Origin of the sequence: Nocardia higoensis NBRC 100133, from assembly GCF_000308595.1 — a bacterium.
GTDB classification, from domain to species: domain Bacteria; phylum Actinomycetota; class Actinomycetes; order Mycobacteriales; family Mycobacteriaceae; genus Nocardia; species Nocardia higoensis.
In genome coordinates, this window is record NZ_BAGA01000038.1 from 21,980 (window position 1) to 38,751 (window position 16,772).

General features: G+C 69.4%; 13 protein-coding genes. 7 read left to right on the plus strand and 6 right to left on the minus strand.

Annotated features, from left to right (window positions below):
* Nucleotides 1-80: 80 nt before the first annotated feature.
* Together ON26_RS04800 and ON26_RS04805 are read right to left on the minus strand one after the other, a co-directional pair.
* A complete protein-coding gene (locus tag ON26_RS04800) occupies nucleotides 81-833 on the minus strand; it encodes an HNH endonuclease family protein (RefSeq protein WP_051026705.1) in 753 nt (250 codons plus the stop codon).
* A gap of 119 nt (nucleotides 834-952) precedes the next feature.
* Nucleotides 953-2,104 carry a helix-turn-helix domain-containing protein gene (locus tag ON26_RS04805; protein ID WP_245545725.1) on the minus strand — a complete coding sequence of 384 codons (1,152 nt, stop codon included), beginning with the start codon at nucleotides 2,102-2,104 and terminating at the stop codon, nucleotides 953-955.
* 178 nt (nucleotides 2,105-2,282) lie between these two features.
* Here ON26_RS04805 and ON26_RS04810 point away from each other — a divergent pair, with 178 nt between their 5' ends.
* The 3 genes from ON26_RS04810 to ON26_RS34140 all read left to right on the plus strand — a co-directional run bounded on the left by ON26_RS04810 (nucleotide 2,283) and on the right by ON26_RS34140 (nucleotide 3,044).
* Nucleotides 2,283-2,606 (plus strand): hypothetical protein, encoded by a 324-nt coding sequence (locus ON26_RS04810; protein WP_040794751.1) that lies wholly within the window; start codon nucleotides 2,283-2,285, stop codon nucleotides 2,604-2,606.
* The gene (locus ON26_RS33140) at nucleotides 2,603-2,746 is read left to right on the plus strand and encodes a hypothetical protein (protein ID WP_157171786.1); all 144 of its coding nucleotides are present in this window, start codon (nucleotides 2,603-2,605) and stop codon (nucleotides 2,744-2,746) included. Before ON26_RS04810 ends, ON26_RS33140 begins: the two co-directional genes overlap by 4 nt.
* A 157-nt stretch (nucleotides 2,747-2,903) precedes the next feature.
* Nucleotides 2,904-3,044 (plus strand): hypothetical protein, encoded by a 141-nt coding sequence (locus ON26_RS34140; protein WP_157171787.1) that lies wholly within the window; start codon nucleotides 2,904-2,906, stop codon nucleotides 3,042-3,044.
* Between the two features lie 103 nt (nucleotides 3,045-3,147).
* Here the strand turns inward: ON26_RS34140 and ON26_RS04815 are convergent, their stop codons facing one another.
* Complete coding sequence (locus ON26_RS04815; RefSeq protein ID WP_040794752.1) at nucleotides 3,148-4,083, minus strand: LLM class F420-dependent oxidoreductase; 936 nt, start codon at nucleotides 4,081-4,083, stop codon at nucleotides 3,148-3,150.
* Between the two features lie 52 nt (nucleotides 4,084-4,135).
* On the opposite strand from ON26_RS04815, the gene ON26_RS04820 reads away from it, so the two are divergent.
* From ON26_RS04820 to ON26_RS04830, 3 genes are all read left to right on the plus strand, one after another.
* Entirely contained in the window at nucleotides 4,136-7,075 is a 2,940-nt protein-coding gene (locus ON26_RS04820) for a DEAD/DEAH box helicase (protein WP_040794753.1), read from the plus strand.
* The gene (locus ON26_RS04825; protein ID WP_040794754.1) at nucleotides 7,072-7,812 is read left to right on the plus strand and encodes an SWIM zinc finger family protein; all 741 of its coding nucleotides are present in this window, start codon (nucleotides 7,072-7,074) and stop codon (nucleotides 7,810-7,812) included. The genes ON26_RS04820 and ON26_RS04825 overlap by 4 nt, the downstream gene beginning before the upstream one ends.
* Before the next feature lie 396 nt (nucleotides 7,813-8,208).
* On the plus strand, nucleotides 8,209-9,015 hold the full coding sequence (locus ON26_RS04830; protein WP_051026702.1) for a helical backbone metal receptor: 807 nt from the start codon (nucleotides 8,209-8,211) through the stop codon (nucleotides 9,013-9,015).
* Between the two features lie 54 nt (nucleotides 9,016-9,069).
* On the opposite strand, the gene ON26_RS04835 is transcribed toward ON26_RS04830, so the two are convergent.
* From ON26_RS04835 to icmF, 3 genes are all read right to left on the minus strand, one after another.
* Nucleotides 9,070-10,572: a flavin-containing monooxygenase gene (locus ON26_RS04835; RefSeq protein WP_040794755.1), complete on the minus strand. Its 1,503-nt coding sequence runs from the start codon at nucleotides 10,570-10,572 to the stop codon at nucleotides 9,070-9,072.
* Nucleotides 10,553-11,656 (minus strand): amidohydrolase family protein, encoded by a 1,104-nt coding sequence (locus ON26_RS04840; RefSeq protein WP_040794756.1) that lies wholly within the window; start codon nucleotides 11,654-11,656, stop codon nucleotides 10,553-10,555. Before ON26_RS04840 ends, ON26_RS04835 begins: the two co-directional genes overlap by 20 nt.
* Nucleotides 11,657-11,813: 157 nt before the next feature.
* The gene (icmF, locus tag ON26_RS04845; protein ID WP_040794757.1) at nucleotides 11,814-15,035 is read right to left on the minus strand and encodes a fused isobutyryl-CoA mutase/GTPase IcmF; all 3,222 of its coding nucleotides are present in this window, start codon (nucleotides 15,033-15,035) and stop codon (nucleotides 11,814-11,816) included.
* Nucleotides 15,036-15,265: 230 nt separating this feature from the next.
* Here icmF and ON26_RS04850 point away from each other — a divergent pair, with 230 nt between their 5' ends.
* Entirely contained in the window at nucleotides 15,266-16,765 is a 1,500-nt protein-coding gene (locus ON26_RS04850) for a CoA-acylating methylmalonate-semialdehyde dehydrogenase (RefSeq protein ID WP_040794758.1), read from the plus strand.
* Nucleotides 16,766-16,772: the final 7 nt, after the last annotated feature.

Consider the following 16,772-nt stretch of genomic DNA (forward strand, 5'->3'; position numbering starts at 1 on the left):
TCGCGTTCGGGCGGGCCGACGACGATCTCGGCCACGGCGTCTCGGCCTCGGTGGAGAACGGATCGGCACCGGGTTCGCGGTCACGGGCAGTCGCGCGCGATGTCGTGGAGAACGGCATTGTCGGCGGCGGTGACCGGCAAGTCGTAGGCCACCGCCACGGTCAGGTATTTCCCCGCGTAGAAGCAGTGGTTCTCGGCGCGCGGCGGCAGCCAGTCCGCCGGTGTGCCGTCGCTCTTCGCCTGATTGGCGGCGGTCGTGGTGGCCAGCAGGTTCGTCACCGTGTCGTTGGCGAAGCGAATCCGTTTGTCCGGCGGCCAGTTCGATGCCCCCAGGTCCCACGCGGCCGCCAGCGGATAGACGTGGTCGATCTGGACCCGGCCCGCCTCCTCCTTCCTGAACTCGACCCGATCCCCGGTGTAGGGATCGATGAGCACGCCTGCCACGACCACGCAGTCGCGGGTCCCCGCCCGGAACCGCACCTGCGTCAACTGCGCAGCCAGCACGTCGTTGCGGGTGTCGCACCCGTCGTGTCCGTCCGGGCCGTCGTGGTCGTCGCTCCAGGCGGACCCGAACACGCATCCCTCACCCTTCCCGCACCCTCGCTGGTATCCGCCGGGCCGCGCGCGGTCGGCCACCACCCGAACCCGGTCCAGCAGCCCCTGCACCTGTGCCCGCGTCGGGCTGCCCGGCGCGGGCTGCACGCCTCCGATCCCCAGTTCGCCGCATCCGGCAGCCACCAGCGCAACCGCGATCAGCACCGCCCAGCAGCCGATCAGGCGCCTGCTCACCCCGTCTCCGCGCACCCCACAACTCCTACTCGCTTCCGGCGGCATCCGGGCCACGCGAGGCCGCGGGATTGTGGATTTCCGGTAGTCCACACCGAGCGGCGAGCCCATCCGGCGGGTGCCGGCCGCGGCCTCGGTGATCGGGTGCCCGGCAGGCCGGTGACGGCTCAGCGCGCCGGGCCCTGCGGCGGGTAGAGCTCCCGGAACGTCTCCCGTATCCGCAGCGCGCGCGTCGAATCCACCCGCTCGATGCCGTCGACCACCTCGTCGAGCCGCCAGAAGGCCGAGGGGACCAGCTGCCCGGAAGCGACCGCCGCCAGCGTGGTCTCCGCGGCCTCGTCGGCCCTGCCCGCGGCCAGCAGCGCCAGCCCCAGATCGAGCCGGGCCGTGGCGAGTCTGCGAGGACGCGGTTTCTCGGCCTCCTGCAGATCGGAGATCACCTGCCTGGCAAACGATTCGGCGGCGGGATCGCCGAGCCAGGCCAGAATGGTGGCCATGTACGCGTCGGACTTGGCCGGGTCGAACCGGAAGTGGTGTTCGACGCCTTCCAGGTCGCCGATACCGGAGACGAGCCGGGCCAGGGCGCGCAAGGCGGTGTAGGCCCCGTCGCGGTTGCCCATCCGCGCCAGCGCCCGGCCTTCCTGCGCGGTGGCCTGGATGAAGGCCGTACTGTCGCGCGGGGCGACGTGCTGGGCGACCTGCGAGGCCGTCGCCGCGACGGTGAAGTCGCCGTCGGTGAGCTGTTGCCAGGCCATGGTCTGCATCGACCAAGCGGTGAGCTCGGAATGTTCGGCCTCCAAGGAGATGTCCCGGGCGATGCGCACCCGCTGCCGCGCGGCGAGATGATGGCCGAGATCGACGTGACAGGCCGCCGCGAGCAGGGAGAACCAGCCCAGGGTGAGCATCAGCCTGCGGTGCTCGCCCAGTGTCTTCCTGCGATCGAGCATCGCCCGGGCGACGCGCATGCTGGTCAGCGCCCACTCCAGCACGGCCGACGGCGCGGTGGCCGGATAGGCGATGGCCAGATCGTCGATCGAGTAGTCCAGGTAACCGAGCACCCCGTCCGGGATGTCGGTCGCGTTGATCCGCTCGATCCACGCCTCGACGGAGGGATCGTCGTCGGCGGCGTCCCGCCGCAACGCATCCGGTCCGAGCACGTCCTCGTAGCCGAGGACCAATCGTGGGGTGACCGGCCGTTTGCCGGTCTCCACCAGGCTCAGATAGGACGGCGTGAAATGGACGCGCGCGGCCATGAACCGCAGGCTGATCCCCGCCGCCACCCGTGCGGCCCGCAAGTGCTCACCGTCGTACAACCGCACCCCCCGAAAGAGTCGGCACCGAGTCCCGGAAAAGCTGTCAACACCGTTGTCAACACTTCTCGCCGCCATCGAGCCCTTTTCTCGTCCACGCTACTAGCGCAAGGCCCGGCCTCCGTCCGATCCCGGCGGTGGCCTTTCGACCAGTTGTCTCGATGCGGCGAAGGGGACGGAAAAACGGATGGTGGACGACCGGCCGAGTGCGATCGGCCTGATCCAGCGAAATCTGATGTGCGGAGCGGGGTTCGACCTCGAGGCGCTGGCGGCCCGGCACGGCCTGCGGCTGGCCTTCACGGTGCAGGCCGACGCTTCGCCGCTGGTGGTGGCGATGGCGGTGGCGCGGCATGTGGCGGAGTTCGAGGCGGTTGCTGTGGTGGTGCCGGGGTTCGAGCACGCCGACCCGGTACGGCACGTGGTGACCGATGTGGCGGCGTTGGTGACGCCGATGGCGGTGTATCCGAAGGGGTTCCGCTGGATCCCGCCGGACACGGAGGAGGAGCTGTGAAGAGCTGTGATGTGGTGCTGGTGATGCTGGTGCTCGGACTGGCCGGGCTGACGCTGGTGTGGCTGTGGCCATCCCGGTCGGAGATCGGCGAGCGCGCGGAGCGCGGGGACGAGGAGGACGCGGCCGAACGTGATGAGTGACGGCGCGCACGTACCGCACGACTCGGTCCCGGGTTTCGACGCCGCCGATCCGGTAAAGCCGTCGATGACGGATCCGGCGGCGCCGGTGACACCGGTGGCGTTGTAGCCGAATGTTTTTCGGGTGCCGTCGTCTCCTGAGGAGAGGAGAGGAGAGGCTGTGGAAGTGAGCGAGGTCGTGCTGATCGTGCTGGTGGTGGGGCTGGCCGTGCTGACGGTGGTGTGGTTCCATCCGCCCGGAGCCGACAGCGGGGATCGCGAGAGCGAGGAACGACCGAAAAACGTCGCCGAGCGCGAGTGACGGGCCGGGCCGACGAGGCGCTCCGCGGATCCGGTGCTGCCCCATTCGCGCCCGCTCGACCGGAAGCGAATCCGACCGAGCGGGCGCGGGCCTGCTCCGGCGTTCAGCCCAGCTGCGGGGTGACCTCGGCGGCGAACAGTTCCAGATGAGCCAGATCCGCCAGGTCCAGAATCTGCAGGTAGAGGCGGGTGATGCCGGTCTCGGCGCGATAGCGGCCGATGGCATCGACGACCTCGGCGGGAGTGCCCGCCAGACCGTTGCGCTTCAGCTCCTCGACCTCGCGGCCGATGGCGGCGGCGCGGCGGGCGACCTCGGCGTCGTCGCGGCCGAGGCACAGCACCTGGGCGGCCGAGCGGGTGATCTCACCCGGATTCCGGCCGATCGCCTCGGCCGCGTCGGTGACCCGCTCGAACTGGGCCGCCGCGGTGGCCGCGTCGGTGAAGGGCAGGTTGAATTCCTGCGCGAAGCGGGCGGCCAGCGCCGGGGTGCGCTTCTTCCCGCTGCCGCCGATGATCAGCGGCGGGCGCGGTGACTGCGCGGGTTTGGGCAGTGCCGGGCTGCCGCTCAGTTCGTAGTGCTTGCCCCGGTAGTCGAACGTGCTGCCGGTCGGGGTCTCCCACAGGCCGGTGATGATCTCCAACTGCTCGGTGAAGCGGTCGAAGCGTTCGCGGACCTCGGGCAGGGTGATGCCGTAAGCGGTGTGCTCGTCGTCGAACCAGCCCGCGCCGAAGCCGAAGTCGACACGTCCACCCGACATCTGGTCCACCTGCGCCACCGAGATGGCCAGCACGGACGGGTGCCGGAAGGTGGCCGAGGTCACCAGGGTGCCGAGCCGGATGCGGGAGGTCTCGCGGGCCAGGCCGGCCAGCGTGATCCAAGCGTCGGTCGGGCCGGGCAGACCCGAGGCATCGCCCATCTTCAGGAAGTGATCGGAGCGGAAGAAGGCGTCGTAACCGGCGTCTTCGGTGGTCTTGGCGACGCGCAGCAGGTCGTCGTAGCTCGCGCCTTGCTGGGGTTCGGTGAAGATGCGTAGGTCCACGTCGAACCACCGTAGTCCGGGAGTTGTCGCAGGCGCCTGATTGGATGGGTGGATGCTGCACGGACTGTGGTCACCGGGGTCGGGCCTGGTGCTGTGGACCGAGGGGGACGTGCCCGCGGAGTTGCCGGACCCGCTGGGTGCACTGCTGCGCGCGTCGCGGTGGCGGCATCGCACCCCGGCTCTCGTGCCCGGACCGGACGGCCCGGTCGCCGAGCAGGTGCGCGCGCACGCCCTGGTGCCGCACATGGCGGTCGCGGCGCTGCGGCAGCGGCTGCCCGCCACGGTGGTGTCCGGGGATCTGCGGTTCCTCGCGCGGGTCGCCGACGGTCTCGACCGCTGGGTGCGGGCCGGGCGGGTCGTGCCGGATCTGGATCGCGCCGACGGCCGGTGGTGGGTGCGCTGGCGGCTGGTCGGCGGCGAGCGCCAGCGGGCGTGGCTGGCCGAGCTCGCGATGACGATGCCCGCGGCGCTGCGCCTGACGGGCAAGCCCGCCGAGGTGCTCGACGACATGGTGCGCGAACTCACCGACCCCATCGCCCGGCAGTACCTCGCCGACATCCCGGTCACCCATCCGCTCGTGCACGGGCTGGTCGTCGACGAGCCGCTGGACACCGGCAGCCACCAGCTCGCCGAGGTGCTGCGGCGTTGGCGGGAATCGTTGACCCTCGACGAGCCGGAACTGGTTCTCCGGCTGCTCGAACCCGACGGGCTGGGAACCGCTGCCGACGACGACTCGGAGTTCGACTTCCACGACCGAGCGGCCGACTCCGGTGCGCTCGCCGCGAGCCCGACGGCCACGGCCACGATCGGCGCCACCGATCCCCGCGCAGAATTCGGCGGCGGCGTCCGCGGCCACGACGCGCCGGAGGACGACATCGCCCTCTGGCGACTCGAAGTGTGTCTGCGCACCGAGGATTCCGCCCCGGTGCCGATCCCGATCAACGCCGAGCCGCGCCTGCTGCGCACAGCGGTCGAGAAACTCGGCGAGGCGCAGCGCGTCTACCCGCGCCTGCGCGACCTGCCCTCCGATCCGTACTCGCTGGACCTGTTGTTGCCCACCGAGGTGGTGGCCGATCTGGTCGCCCACGGCGCGATCGCGCTGCGCGAGGCGGGTGTGCGGCTGATGCTTCCGCGCGCCTGGAACATCGCCGAGCCGAGCATGCGCCTGCGGGTGACCAGCAGCCCACCGGCCGCCGAGAGCAGCGTCGGCATGCGCGGGCTGCTGTCCTTCCGCTGGGAGCTGGCCGTCGGCGACAAGGTGCTCACCAGCGCCGAGATGGGCAAGCTGATCCGGGCGAAATCCGATCTGGTCCAGCTGCGCGGCGAATGGGTCCAGGCCGACCACAAAGCGCTCGCCGCGGCGGCGCGTTATGTGGCCGCGCATAGTGATGATTCGCCGGTCACCCTCGCCGACATGCTCGGCCACATCGCCGCGACCCGCGTGAACAAGGTGCCGCTCACCGAGGTCACCGCCACCGGCTGGGCCGCGGAGGTATTCGAGCGCGAAGGCGAGCGCGCGCCCGTCCCGCCGCCCGCCGGGCTGAAAGCGCAGCTGCGCCCGTACCAGCAGCGCGGCCTGACCTGGCTGGCCGCGATGAGCCGGTTGCATTGTGGCGCGGTCCTCGCCGACGACATGGGCCTCGGCAAGACCGTCCAGGTGCTGGCGCTGCTGGCCCACGAACGCGACACCGGCGCGGCGAGCGGTCCGACGCTGCTGGTGTGCCCGATGTCGGTGGTCGGCAACTGGCAGCGCGAGGCGAGCCGTTTCACGCCCGATCTGCGGGTGCTGGTCCATCACGGCAAGGATCGCAGGCACGGCCTCGACCTGGAGGAAGCCGTCGCGGGCGCCGACCTGGTGCTGACCACCTACGCGATCCTGGTCAGGGACGTCACCGAACTGGCCGCCCTGACATGGGATCGAGTGGTGCTCGACGAAGCCCAGCACATCAAGAACGCGGCCACCGCCCAGGCCCGCGCCGCCCGCGCCGTGCCCGCCCGGCACCGCCTGGCGCTCACCGGGACACCGGTGGAGAACCGGCTCGAGGAGTTGCGCTCGATCCTGGACTTCGCGGTGCCGAAGCTGCTCGGCACCCCGCAGACCTTCCGCGCCAGGTTCGCGGTGCCGATCGAACGCGAGCAGGATCAGAACGCGTTGTCGCGGTTGCGGCTGGTCACCGGTCCGTTCGTGCTGCGCAGGCTCAAGACGGACCCGGCCGTCATCGGCGATCTACCCGACAAGCTGGAGATGACGGTGCGCGCCAATCTGACCGTCGAGCAGGCGGCGCTGTATCAGGCAGTCGTGGACGACATGCTCGACAAGATCAAGAACGCCAAGGGCATGGCGCGCAAGGGCGCGGTGCTGGCCGCGCTCACCGGTCTCAAGCAGGTGTGCAACCATCCCGCGCACTATCTGCGCGACCACTCCGCGGTGCTGCGCCGCGGCAGACACCGCTCCGGCAAGCTCGCCTTGGTCGAGGACGTGCTCGACACGGTGATCGCCGACGGCGAGAAGGCTCTGCTGTTCACCCAGTTCCGCGAGTTCGGTGAACTGCTCACGCCCTATCTCACCGAGCGTTTCGGCACCGCCATCCCGTTCCTGCACGGCGGGGTCGACAAGAAGAACCGCGACGCGATGGTGGACCGCTTCCAATCCGAGGGGGGCCCGCCGCTGATGCTGCTGTCGCTCAAAGCCGGTGGCACCGGGCTCAATCTGACCGCTGCCAATCACGTGGTGCACCTGGATCGCTGGTGGAACCCGGCCGTCGAGAACCAGGCCACCGACCGTGCCTTCCGCATCGGCCAGCGCCGCGACGTGCAGGTCCGCAAGCTGGTGTGCGTCGACACCATCGAGGAGCGCATCGACGAGATGATCACGGGCAAGAGCAGACTCGCGGACCTGGCGGTCGGCGCGGGCGAGAACTGGATCACCGAACTGGGCACCGACGAGCTGCGCGAGCTGTTCACCCTCGGCGCCGAGGCGGTGGGGGAGTGAGCCGCGGGGTTTCGACACGGAACAAGCGCGGCGGATTCGGTCGCACCTGGTGGGGGAAGTCGTTCATCGACGCGGTGGAGGCCATGTCCGAACCGGGCAGGCTGGCGCGCGGCCGGGCCTATGCCCGCGCCGGCAATGTGATCGACTATCGCATCGACATCGGCATCGTCGTCGCCGAAGTGCAGGGCAGCCAGCCCCGTCCGTTCACCGCCGAATTCACCGTCCGCCGCCTGCGCGAGGAAGAGATCGAACTGCTCGTCGAGACCATCCGTGACGCTCCCGGGACCCTCGCCGATATCGCCTCCGGCGTCCTGCCCGCGTCCCTCGGCCCGCACCTGCTCCCCACCACCGCCGCCGACCTCGATTTCTCCTGCACCTGCCCCGACTCCGGCTGGCCGTGCAAACACGCCGCCGCTGTCTGCTATCTGCTCGCCGAACGTCTCGACGAAGCGCCTCGCGAAATCCTCACTCTGCGCGGCCTCGACCTCGACGCGCTCATCGCCCGTCTCGAACGCACCCCCGACCCCGGCGAAGACGACCCCGCCGACCTCACCGATCCCTACGGTGACCAGCGTGAACTGCCCGCTCCGCCTCGCATCGAATCCCGTTCGGCCATCGAAGATCTCGACCCCGTGCTGCTACGCAAGGCGCTGCGGATGGTGTCCGAGGACGAGGCGAATGCGACGACGGCACTGAAAGAACTCCGGACCCTCTACCGGGCCCTGGAAAGTTCCTGAGCCTGCGGCCACGCCCTGCACGCACTGTGCGGCGGGCGTTGGTCGGCACCCGGCAGCGAGGCCGATCGCGGGCCGAACTTCGTTCGGGCGGTCCCGTCCGGAACGCGGTGTCGGAACTTCTCGGCGCCGGGTGCCTCATTCAGTGTGCGGCCGCGCCGCTGTGCCGCAGAATGTCCGATCGCTGCCCCGCCGCTGCCCGAAAAGCACCTCGAACGAATGGCTGCGCCCCGGTTCGGCGGCGATGTCGTCACGGTCCGCGGGCCCGGTCGCCGAGTAGCGGAATTCTGTCCGGGTGGCTGCACGGATTCCGAGGACGCCTGCTTCGATTTCGGGCCGCCACGCGGTGCGTAATTCCTGGTCATGCCACGATGAGCGACGTTCGTTAGGCTTGCGGTCATGGCGGGCGCGCACTCACCCGAAGCTGCCCACGATGGCGTACTGCGCGACGACCTCGGCGCGCCGGTCGCGCTCGCCGGCCCGCCCCGCAGGGTGGTTTCCCTGGTGCCGTCGCTCACCGAAGCCGTCGCCCGCTCCTGCCCCGAGAGGTTGATCGGAGCGACGCAGTGGTGCACCCACCCAGCCGATCTGGGCGTCGAGCGGGTGCGCGGGACGAAGAACCCCGACGTTCGCCGCATCACCGAAATGGCCCCCGACCTGGTGTTGTGCAATCAGGAGGAGAACCGCCGCCTCGATGTCGACCGCCTGCGGGCCGCCGGTGTCGCGGTGTGGGTGACGAAGATCGAGACCCTCGACGAGGCCTTCGGCTCCTTGCGCAGGCTGTTCACGACCGTATTCGCCGAGCCCCTGCCCGGCTGGCTCGGCGCCGCGGAAAGAGCCTGGGCCGCGCCACCGCCCGACCCGCCGCGGGCCGCCGTCATCCCGATCTGGCGCAATCCGTGGATGGTCGTCGGCCGCGACACCTTCACCGGTGACCTGGCCGCGCGACTCGGCCTGCGCCTGGTCCACGCCGACCGTTCCGGCCGCTACCCGACGCTCACCGACGCCGAACTGACCGATGGCGTGGAGCTGGCCGTCCTGCCCGACGAGCCCTACGTCTTCACCGACCGGGATGGCCCCGACGCCTTCCCCGGCATTCCGGTCGCCCTGGTCGAAGGCCGGGCCCTCACCTGGTACGGGCCGTCCCTGGCGACTGCCCGTACCGACCTGAGCCGACAGCTGGCTGCCGCGACGACGCGGGGCTAGTGCGCGTCCGTGGCCCGGCGACCGGGCGTCGAAACGAATCCGCGATCAGCAGATTCACCGCGCCCGCGCGAGCCGGTAGTCGTTCAAATCGAAATGCCCACTGCGCCAAGCCGCTTCGATCGTGGTCGACGGCCGCAGCGGCACATCCCCGTGCTTGTCGAAGTAATAACTGTTGGCCGTCGCGCACCCCGGCTCCCAGAACACCTGACCGCCGCGCCGGGCGAGCATCTCCCGGAAGAAGCGGTCGTTGGCCTCGGCGGTGACCTCGATGGAGGTGGCGTCGTGGTCGCGGGCGTGGCGCAGGCAGCGCAGGATGTGGCGGACCTGGTTCTCGATGAGGGCGAAGTAGGAGGAGCCGTTGTAGCCGTAGGGACCGATGACGGAGAAGAAGTTCGGGAAGCCGGGGATGCTCACGCCCTCGTAGGCCTGCAGGCGGTTCTCGTTCCACCATTGTTCGAGGTCACGGCCCCCGACGCCGCGCAGGCGGTAGGTGGGCATCTCGCCCGCCTCCATGAGTTTGAAGCCGGTGGCGAGGATGAGGACGTCGGCGGGGTGGTCGGTGCCCGGAACCGTGCGAATGCCGGTGCGGGTGATCTCGGCGATCGGATCGGTTTCGAGGGTGACGTTCGGGCGATTGAAGGTGGCCAGGTAGTCGTTGGAGAAGCTGGGGCGTTTGCAGCCGAGGGTGTAGCGCGGGGTGAGTTCATCGCGCACGACGGGGTCGTGGACCTGGCGGCGCAGGTACGCGCGAGCGAGGCGTTCGCCGACGGCGGTGGTGGGGACGGTGTCGTGGTAGTGCGCGGAGATGGGGAAGGTCAGTTCCACATAGGTCTGGCTGGCCAGGCGGGTGAGGGATTTGCCGCCGGGCATGCGCAGGGCCAGGCGCAGCGGAGCGGGCAGCGGGAGGTCGGGGCGGGGCAGGCACCAGATGGGGGTGCGCTGGAAGACGGTCAGGTGCTCGACCTTCGGGGCGATCTCGGGAATGACCTGGACGGCCGAGGCACCGGTGCCGATGATGGCGACGCGCTTGCCGCGCAGCTCCTGGCCGTGGTCCCAGCGCGCGGTGTGCATGGTCGCACCGCCGAAATCGGCCACACCGGGGATGTCGGGCAGTTTGGGCCTGGTCAGCGCGCCGGTGCCACTGATGACGAAACGCGCCCGCAGCTGCGAACCGTCGGCGGTGTGCAAGGTCCAGATGTGGCGCCGCTCATCGAATTCGGCGGCGGTGATCGTGGTGGAGAACCGGATGTTCGGGCGCAGCCGGTACTTCTCGACGCACCATTCGGCGTAGGCCTTGAGTTCGCGTCCCGGCGCGTACACCCGCGACCAGTCGTCGCGCTGGGCGAAGGAGAACTGGTAACTGAACGACGGGATGTCCACCGCGACACCGGGATAGGTGTTCCAATGCCAGGTGCCGCCGACGCCGTCCGCGTCGTCGACGAGGAGAAAGTCCTCGAACCCGGCCTGGCGCAACTTGATCGCGGCGCCGATCCCGGAGAAGCCCGCGCCGACGACGATCACCTCGTGGTCGAAGCTGTCACGTGATGGTGCCGGCATGGCGATCTCCTGCGTTCTCGATGCGATAGACCCGCGTGGCGTTGTCGTGGAACACCCGCGTCAGCGCGGCGTGGTCGCCGCCGTGCTCGGTGATGGCGGTGCCGACCGCGGTCGCGCTCGCGGCGATGGTGGTGATCGGCTTGTCCACCGGGAAGTTGGATCCCCAGATCAGCCGGTCGGCGCCGAAGCAGTCGAGGGCGTGGGTGACCAGCGGGCGGATGCGGTCCAGCAGCACCGGAGCGGTGGTGGTGTGCCGGGGTCGCGGAACCGGATGCCCGAGGATGGGCATCGCCACCCCGCTCACCTTGGCGACCACGTTCGGGAGCGTGGCCAGTTCGGCGATGTCGTCGCGCCAGCGCTGCAGCAGCTCGTGTCGCTTCTCGGGCGTCTGGCCGGTCTCCCTGCCGATCGCACCGAAGACTCCCGCTGGTGTGGCGAGGTGGTCCAGCACGATCGTCACCTCGGGGTAGCGCCGCGCCAGGGCGATGACCTGCGGCAGCTGATGCGAATAGACCCACGCTTCGAAGACGAGATCACGCCGCGCGAGCTCGCCGAAGCCGTCGAGGAAGGCGCGGGAGGTCAGCGCATCGGGGTCGTGGGTGAACACCCGGACGTCGGGGTCGGGATGGTGGGCGACCATCGTACGGATGCCGCGGAACAGCGGCGAGGCGCTCTGATGGGCGTCGAGCAGTTCGGTGAATCCGGGGGCGGCGGGGTCGGCGGAACCGAGTATCGCGGTCAGCGGCGGGGTGTCCACCCCGAAGGGCAGGCCGGCCACCCAGCGGGTCTCCTCGGCCTTGGCGGTCGGTCCTTTGCCATGCCACTCGACCTCGATGTGCACGATTCCCTCGACCGGCACGCCGGCCGCGTCGGCGCGATAGTCGGCGGGCAGGTACGGGTTCAGGTAGGCGGCCGGGCTGCCGACGAACTCCCTGTCCCGCACGTTCGCGAAGCGCACCGCGAGCGAGAGCGGCAGCGGGACGTATTTGAGCAGGCGCGCGAGATTGCTGAATTCGCGCGGGGTCGCCAGCGGATCCCACTGGTGGATGTGTGCGTCGATGATGCGCAGATCGTCGAAGTTCATCGGGCCCGTCCCGTCTGCTCGATCCGATCCATCCACGTCGCGACCGGCCCGCGAGGCCGATCGGTTACGCGGGCGCGCCCCGCGCCCGCACCCGGCATCGTCCGCCATCGAACGCGCCGACCGGTCCCGGTCGGGGTACCCGCTGCGGCCCGAACACTCACACGTTGCGCCGGTACTGTCCGCCGACGGTGAAGAAGGCGTCGGTGACCTGCTCGAGCGAACACACCCGCGCGGCCTCCATGAGCACCTCGAAGATGTTCTCGTCGGTGCGGGCGACGGCCTCCAGCCGGGCCAGCGCGTCCTCCGCCTGCTCACGATGGCTGTCCTGGAAGCCCCGCACCCGGTCGAGCTGGGACTTCTTCTCCTGCTCGGTCGCGCGGGCCAGTTCGATGGTGTGCTCGGGTTCGGGGTGATCGTTGCGGAAGGTGTTCACGCCGATGATCGGTAGCGAGCCGTCGTGCTTGCGATGCTCGTAGAGCATGGACTCGTCCTGGATCTTGCCGCGCTGATAGCCGGTCTCCATCGCGCCGAGCACGCCGCCGCGTTCGCTGATCCGCTCGAACTCCAGCAGCACGGCCTCCTCCACCAGGTCGGTGAGCTCGTCGATGATGAACGCGCCCTGCAGCGGGTTCTCGTTCATCGCCAGGCCCCATTCCCGGTTGATGATCAGCTGGATGGCCAGCGCCCGGCGCACCGAATCCTCGGTGGGGGTGGTGACGGCCTCGTCGTAGGCATTGGTGTGCAGGCTGTTGCAGTTGTCGTAGATCGCGATCAGCGCCTGCAGCGTGGTGCGGATGTCGTTGAAGTTCATCTCCTGGGCGTGCAGCGAGCGGCCCGAGGTCTGCACGTGATACTTCAGCTTCTGCGAGCGCTCGGCAGCGCCGTACTTGTCGCGCAGCGCGATCGCCCAGATACGGCGGGCGACCCGGCCGATCACCGAGTACTCCGGATCCATGCCGTTGGAGAAGAAGAACGACAGGTTCGGCGCGAAGTCGTCGATGTGCATGCCCCGCGCGAGATAGGCCTCCACGTAGGTGAAGCCGTTGGCGAGGGTGAAGGCCAGCTGGCTGATGGGGTTCGCGCCCGCCTCGGCGATGTGATAGCCCGAGATCGAGACCGAGTAGAAGTTGCGAACCTTGTTGCGCACGAACCATTCCTGGATATCGGCCATCATGCGCAGGCTGAACTCGGTGGAGAAGATGCAGGTGTTCTGGCCTTGATCCTCCTTGAGGATGTCGGCCTGCACGGTGCCGCGCACGGTCGCGAGCGTGCGTGCCCCGACCTCCGCGGCTTCGGCCTCGGTGGGCTCGCGGCCCGCCTCGGCGCGGAACCGGTCGAGCGCCTGGTCGATGGCGGTGTTGAGGAAGAAGGCCAGGATGGTGGGCGCGGGACCGTTGATGGTCATCGACACCGAGGTGGTCGGCGCGGTCAGGTCGAAACCGTCGTAGAGCGCCTTCATGTCGTCGATGGTGGCGATGGAGACGCCGGAGGTGCCGACCTTGCCGTAGATGTCGGGGCGTTCGTCGGGGTCGCGGCCGTAGAGGGTGACCGAGTCGAAGGCGGTCGACAGGCGCTTGGCCTCGGAATGCTCGGAGAGCACCTTGAAGCGTCGGTTGGTGCGGAACGGATCGCCTTCACCGGCGAACATGCGGGCGGGGTCCTCGTTGTCGCGCTTGAACGGGAACACCCCCGCGGTGAACGGGAAGCGGCCGGGCAGATTCTCCGCGCGCAGGAACCGCAGCAGCTCACCGTGATCGGTGCAGCGCGGCAGCGCGACGCGGGGAATGCTGCTGCCCGACAACGAGGTCCGGCGAAGGGCCGTGTGGATCTCGCGATCGCGCACCCGCACCACCTGCTCCTCGCCGCGATAGCTCTCGGCCACGGCGGGCCACTCGGCGAGCAGGGCGGCGTTCTCGGGATCGAGGTTCGCGCGCGCGGAGTCGAGCAGTTCGGCGACCGCGGCGTCCCCGGGCAGTTCGGCGGCGACCAGTTCCAGCCGCTGCACCCGCTGCGCGGCGTGCACCTGTTCGGCGGTGCGGGCGTGGTAACCGCGCACGGTGTCGGCGATCTCGGCCAGATAGCGCACCCGGGAGGTGGGGATGATCTGGGCGAAGCGCGTGGAGACACGGGTGGCGACCTTCGGCAGCACGCCCTCGGCCATCGGCAATCCGCGCTCGCTCAGCAGGCCGACGAGGTGCTGGTAGAGCGCGGTCACCCCGTCGTCGTTGAAAGTGGCCGCGCTGGTGCCGAATACCGGCATGTCCTCGGGCGCGGAACCGAACGCCTCGCGATTGCGCACCAGTTGACGGGAGACATCGCGCACCGCGTCGGCGCCGCCCCTGCGCTCGAACTTGTTGATCGCCACCACCTCGGCGAAGTCCAGCATGTCGATCTTCTCGAGCTGGGAGGCCGCGCCGAATTCCGGTGTCATGACATACATGGGCACGTCGACGTGGTCGACGATGGCCGCGTCGCCTTGGCCGATGCCGGGGGTCTCCAGCACGATCAGGTCGTATCCGGCGGCTTTGCAGGCGGCGATGATGGTGTCGATGTCGTGCGGGAGTTCGTGGCCGCCGCGGGTGGCCAGCGAGCGGAAGAAGATGTGACCGCCGTCGAGGGAATTCATCCGGATGCGGTCGCCGAGCAGCGCGCCGCCGCCGCGCCGCCGCGTCGGGTCGACGGCCAGAATCGCCACGCGCAGCTTGTCCTGCTGGTCGGTGCGCAGCCTGCGCACCAATTCGTCGGTGAGCGAGGACTTTCCGGAGCCACCGGTGCCGGTGATGCCGAGTACGGGGACGGTCCGGCCGGCGGCGGCTGCCAGCAGTGCCGCGCGATCGGCTTCCGGCAGCGCGTCCTGCTGCAGGCAGGTGATGGCGCGAGCCAGCGCGGTCCGGTCCCCGGCCAGCACCGCATCGATCGCGGGCGGCTGCTCGGCCAGATCGACGTCGCACGCCCTGATCAACTCGTTGATCATGCCGGGCAGGCCGAGACGCTGACCGTCCTCGGGGGAGAAGATCCGCACGCCGGATTCGGCGAGCCGCTCGATCTCCTCGGGCACGATCACCCCGCCGCCGCCGCCGAAGAGCCGCACGTGCCCGGCGCCCGCCTCGCGTAGCGCGGTCGCCAGGTATTCGAAGTATTCGACGTGTCCGCCCTGATAGGAGCTGACCGCGACGCCCTGGGCGTCCTCCTCGATCGCGGCGGCGACGACTTCGTGGACCGCGCGGTTGTGGCCGAGGTGGATCACCTCCGCGCCCTGGGCCTGCAGAATGCGCCGCATGATGTTGATCGCTGCGTCGTGGCCGTCGAACAGCGCGGCCGAGGTCACGAAGCGGACCGGGTTGACGGGTTGGTGGAGCGTGCTGCTGCTGTCGGCCACGGATGTCCTCCGGCGAGTCCTGGGGGCGCCCGAATACTAGGACGTCATAGGAATACTACGGTGATGCCGATCACATCGCCATGCGAGTTTCCGTCGCGTGACAGCCTTATCATCGCCATGTGGCCGGTGGGATGGATCACATCGGGCCAATTACTTGGAAGTCCAACTATAGGATGACCGAGATCGCGCAGTCCCTGCGCGCGTCAGCGACGACAAAGAGAAGGACTGTCATGGTTCGGGAACTCACGCATTTCATCGGCGGACAGCATGTCGCCGGCACCTCGGGCAAGTTCGGTGATGTCTACGACCCGAACATCGGCGAGGTGCAGGCCCGCGTCCCGCTGGCGAGCAAGTCCGAGGTCGAGGCGGTCATCGCCAACGCCGAAGAGGCGCAGAAGGTCTGGGCCGCGTTCAACCCGCAGAAGCGCGCCCGCGTCCTGATGAAGTTCCTGACCCTGGTCCAGGACGAGATGGACAGCCTGGCGGCGCTGCTGTCCAGCGAGCACGGCAAGACCATCCCCGACGCCAAGGGCGACATCCAGCGCGGCCTCGAGGTCATCGAGTTCGCCGTTGGCATCCCGCACCTGCTCAAGGGCGAGTACAGCGAGAGCGCGGGCACCGGCATCGACGTCTACTCGATGCGTCAGCCGCTCGGCGTCGTCGCGGGCATCACCCCCTTCAACTTCCCGGCCATGATCCCGCTGTGGAAGGCGGGCCCGGCGCTGGCCACCGGTAACGCCTTCGTGCTCAAGCCCTCCGAGCGCGACCCCTCGGTGCCGCTGCGCCTGGCCGAGCTGTTCCTCGAGGCCGGTCTGCCGCCGGGCGTGTTCAACGTCGTCAACGGTGACAAGGAAGCCGTCGACACGCTGCTGCACGACCCGCGCGTCAAGGCCGTCGGCTTCGTCGGCTCCACCCCGATCGCGCAGTACATCTACGAGACCGCGACCGCGAACGGCAAGCGCGCGCAGTGCTTCGGCGGTGCGAAGAACCACGCCATCGTCATGCCCGACGCCGACCTCGACGATGTCGCCGACCAGCTGATCGGCGCGGGCTACGGCTCCGCGGGCGAGCGCTGCATGGCCATCTCGGTCGCCGTCCCGGTGGGCGAGGAGACCGCCGATCGCCTGGTCGCCAAGCTGACCGAGCGCGTGCACAAGCTCAATGTCGGCCGCTCCGACGACCTCGGCGCCGACTTCGGCCCGCTGGTCGGCAAGGACGGCGTGGACCGGGTGAACAACTACGTCCAGATCGGCATCGACGAGGGCGCCGAGCTGGTCGTCGACGGCCGCGGTCTGACCGTCGAGGGCGGCGAGAACGGCTACTTCGTCGGCGCCACCCTGTTCGACAGGGTCACCGCCGACATGCGGATCTACAAGGAAGAGATCTTCGGCCCCGTGGTCTCGGTCGTGCGCGCCGCGGACTACGAAGAGGCGCTGCGCCTGGCGAACGAGCACGAATACGGCAACGGCGTGGCCATCTTCACCCGCGACGGCGACACCGCCCGCGACTTCGCCGCTCGCGTGCAGGTCGGCATGGTCGGCATCAACGTGCCGATCCCGGTCCCGATCGCGTACTACACCTTCGGCGGCTGGAAGCGCTCGGGCTTCGGCGATCTGAACCAGCACGGTCCCGACTCGATCCGCTTCTACACCAAGACCAAGACGGTGACGCAGCGCTGGCCCTCCGGCCTCAAGGAGAGCAACGCCTTCGTCATCCCGACGATGGACTGACAACCGC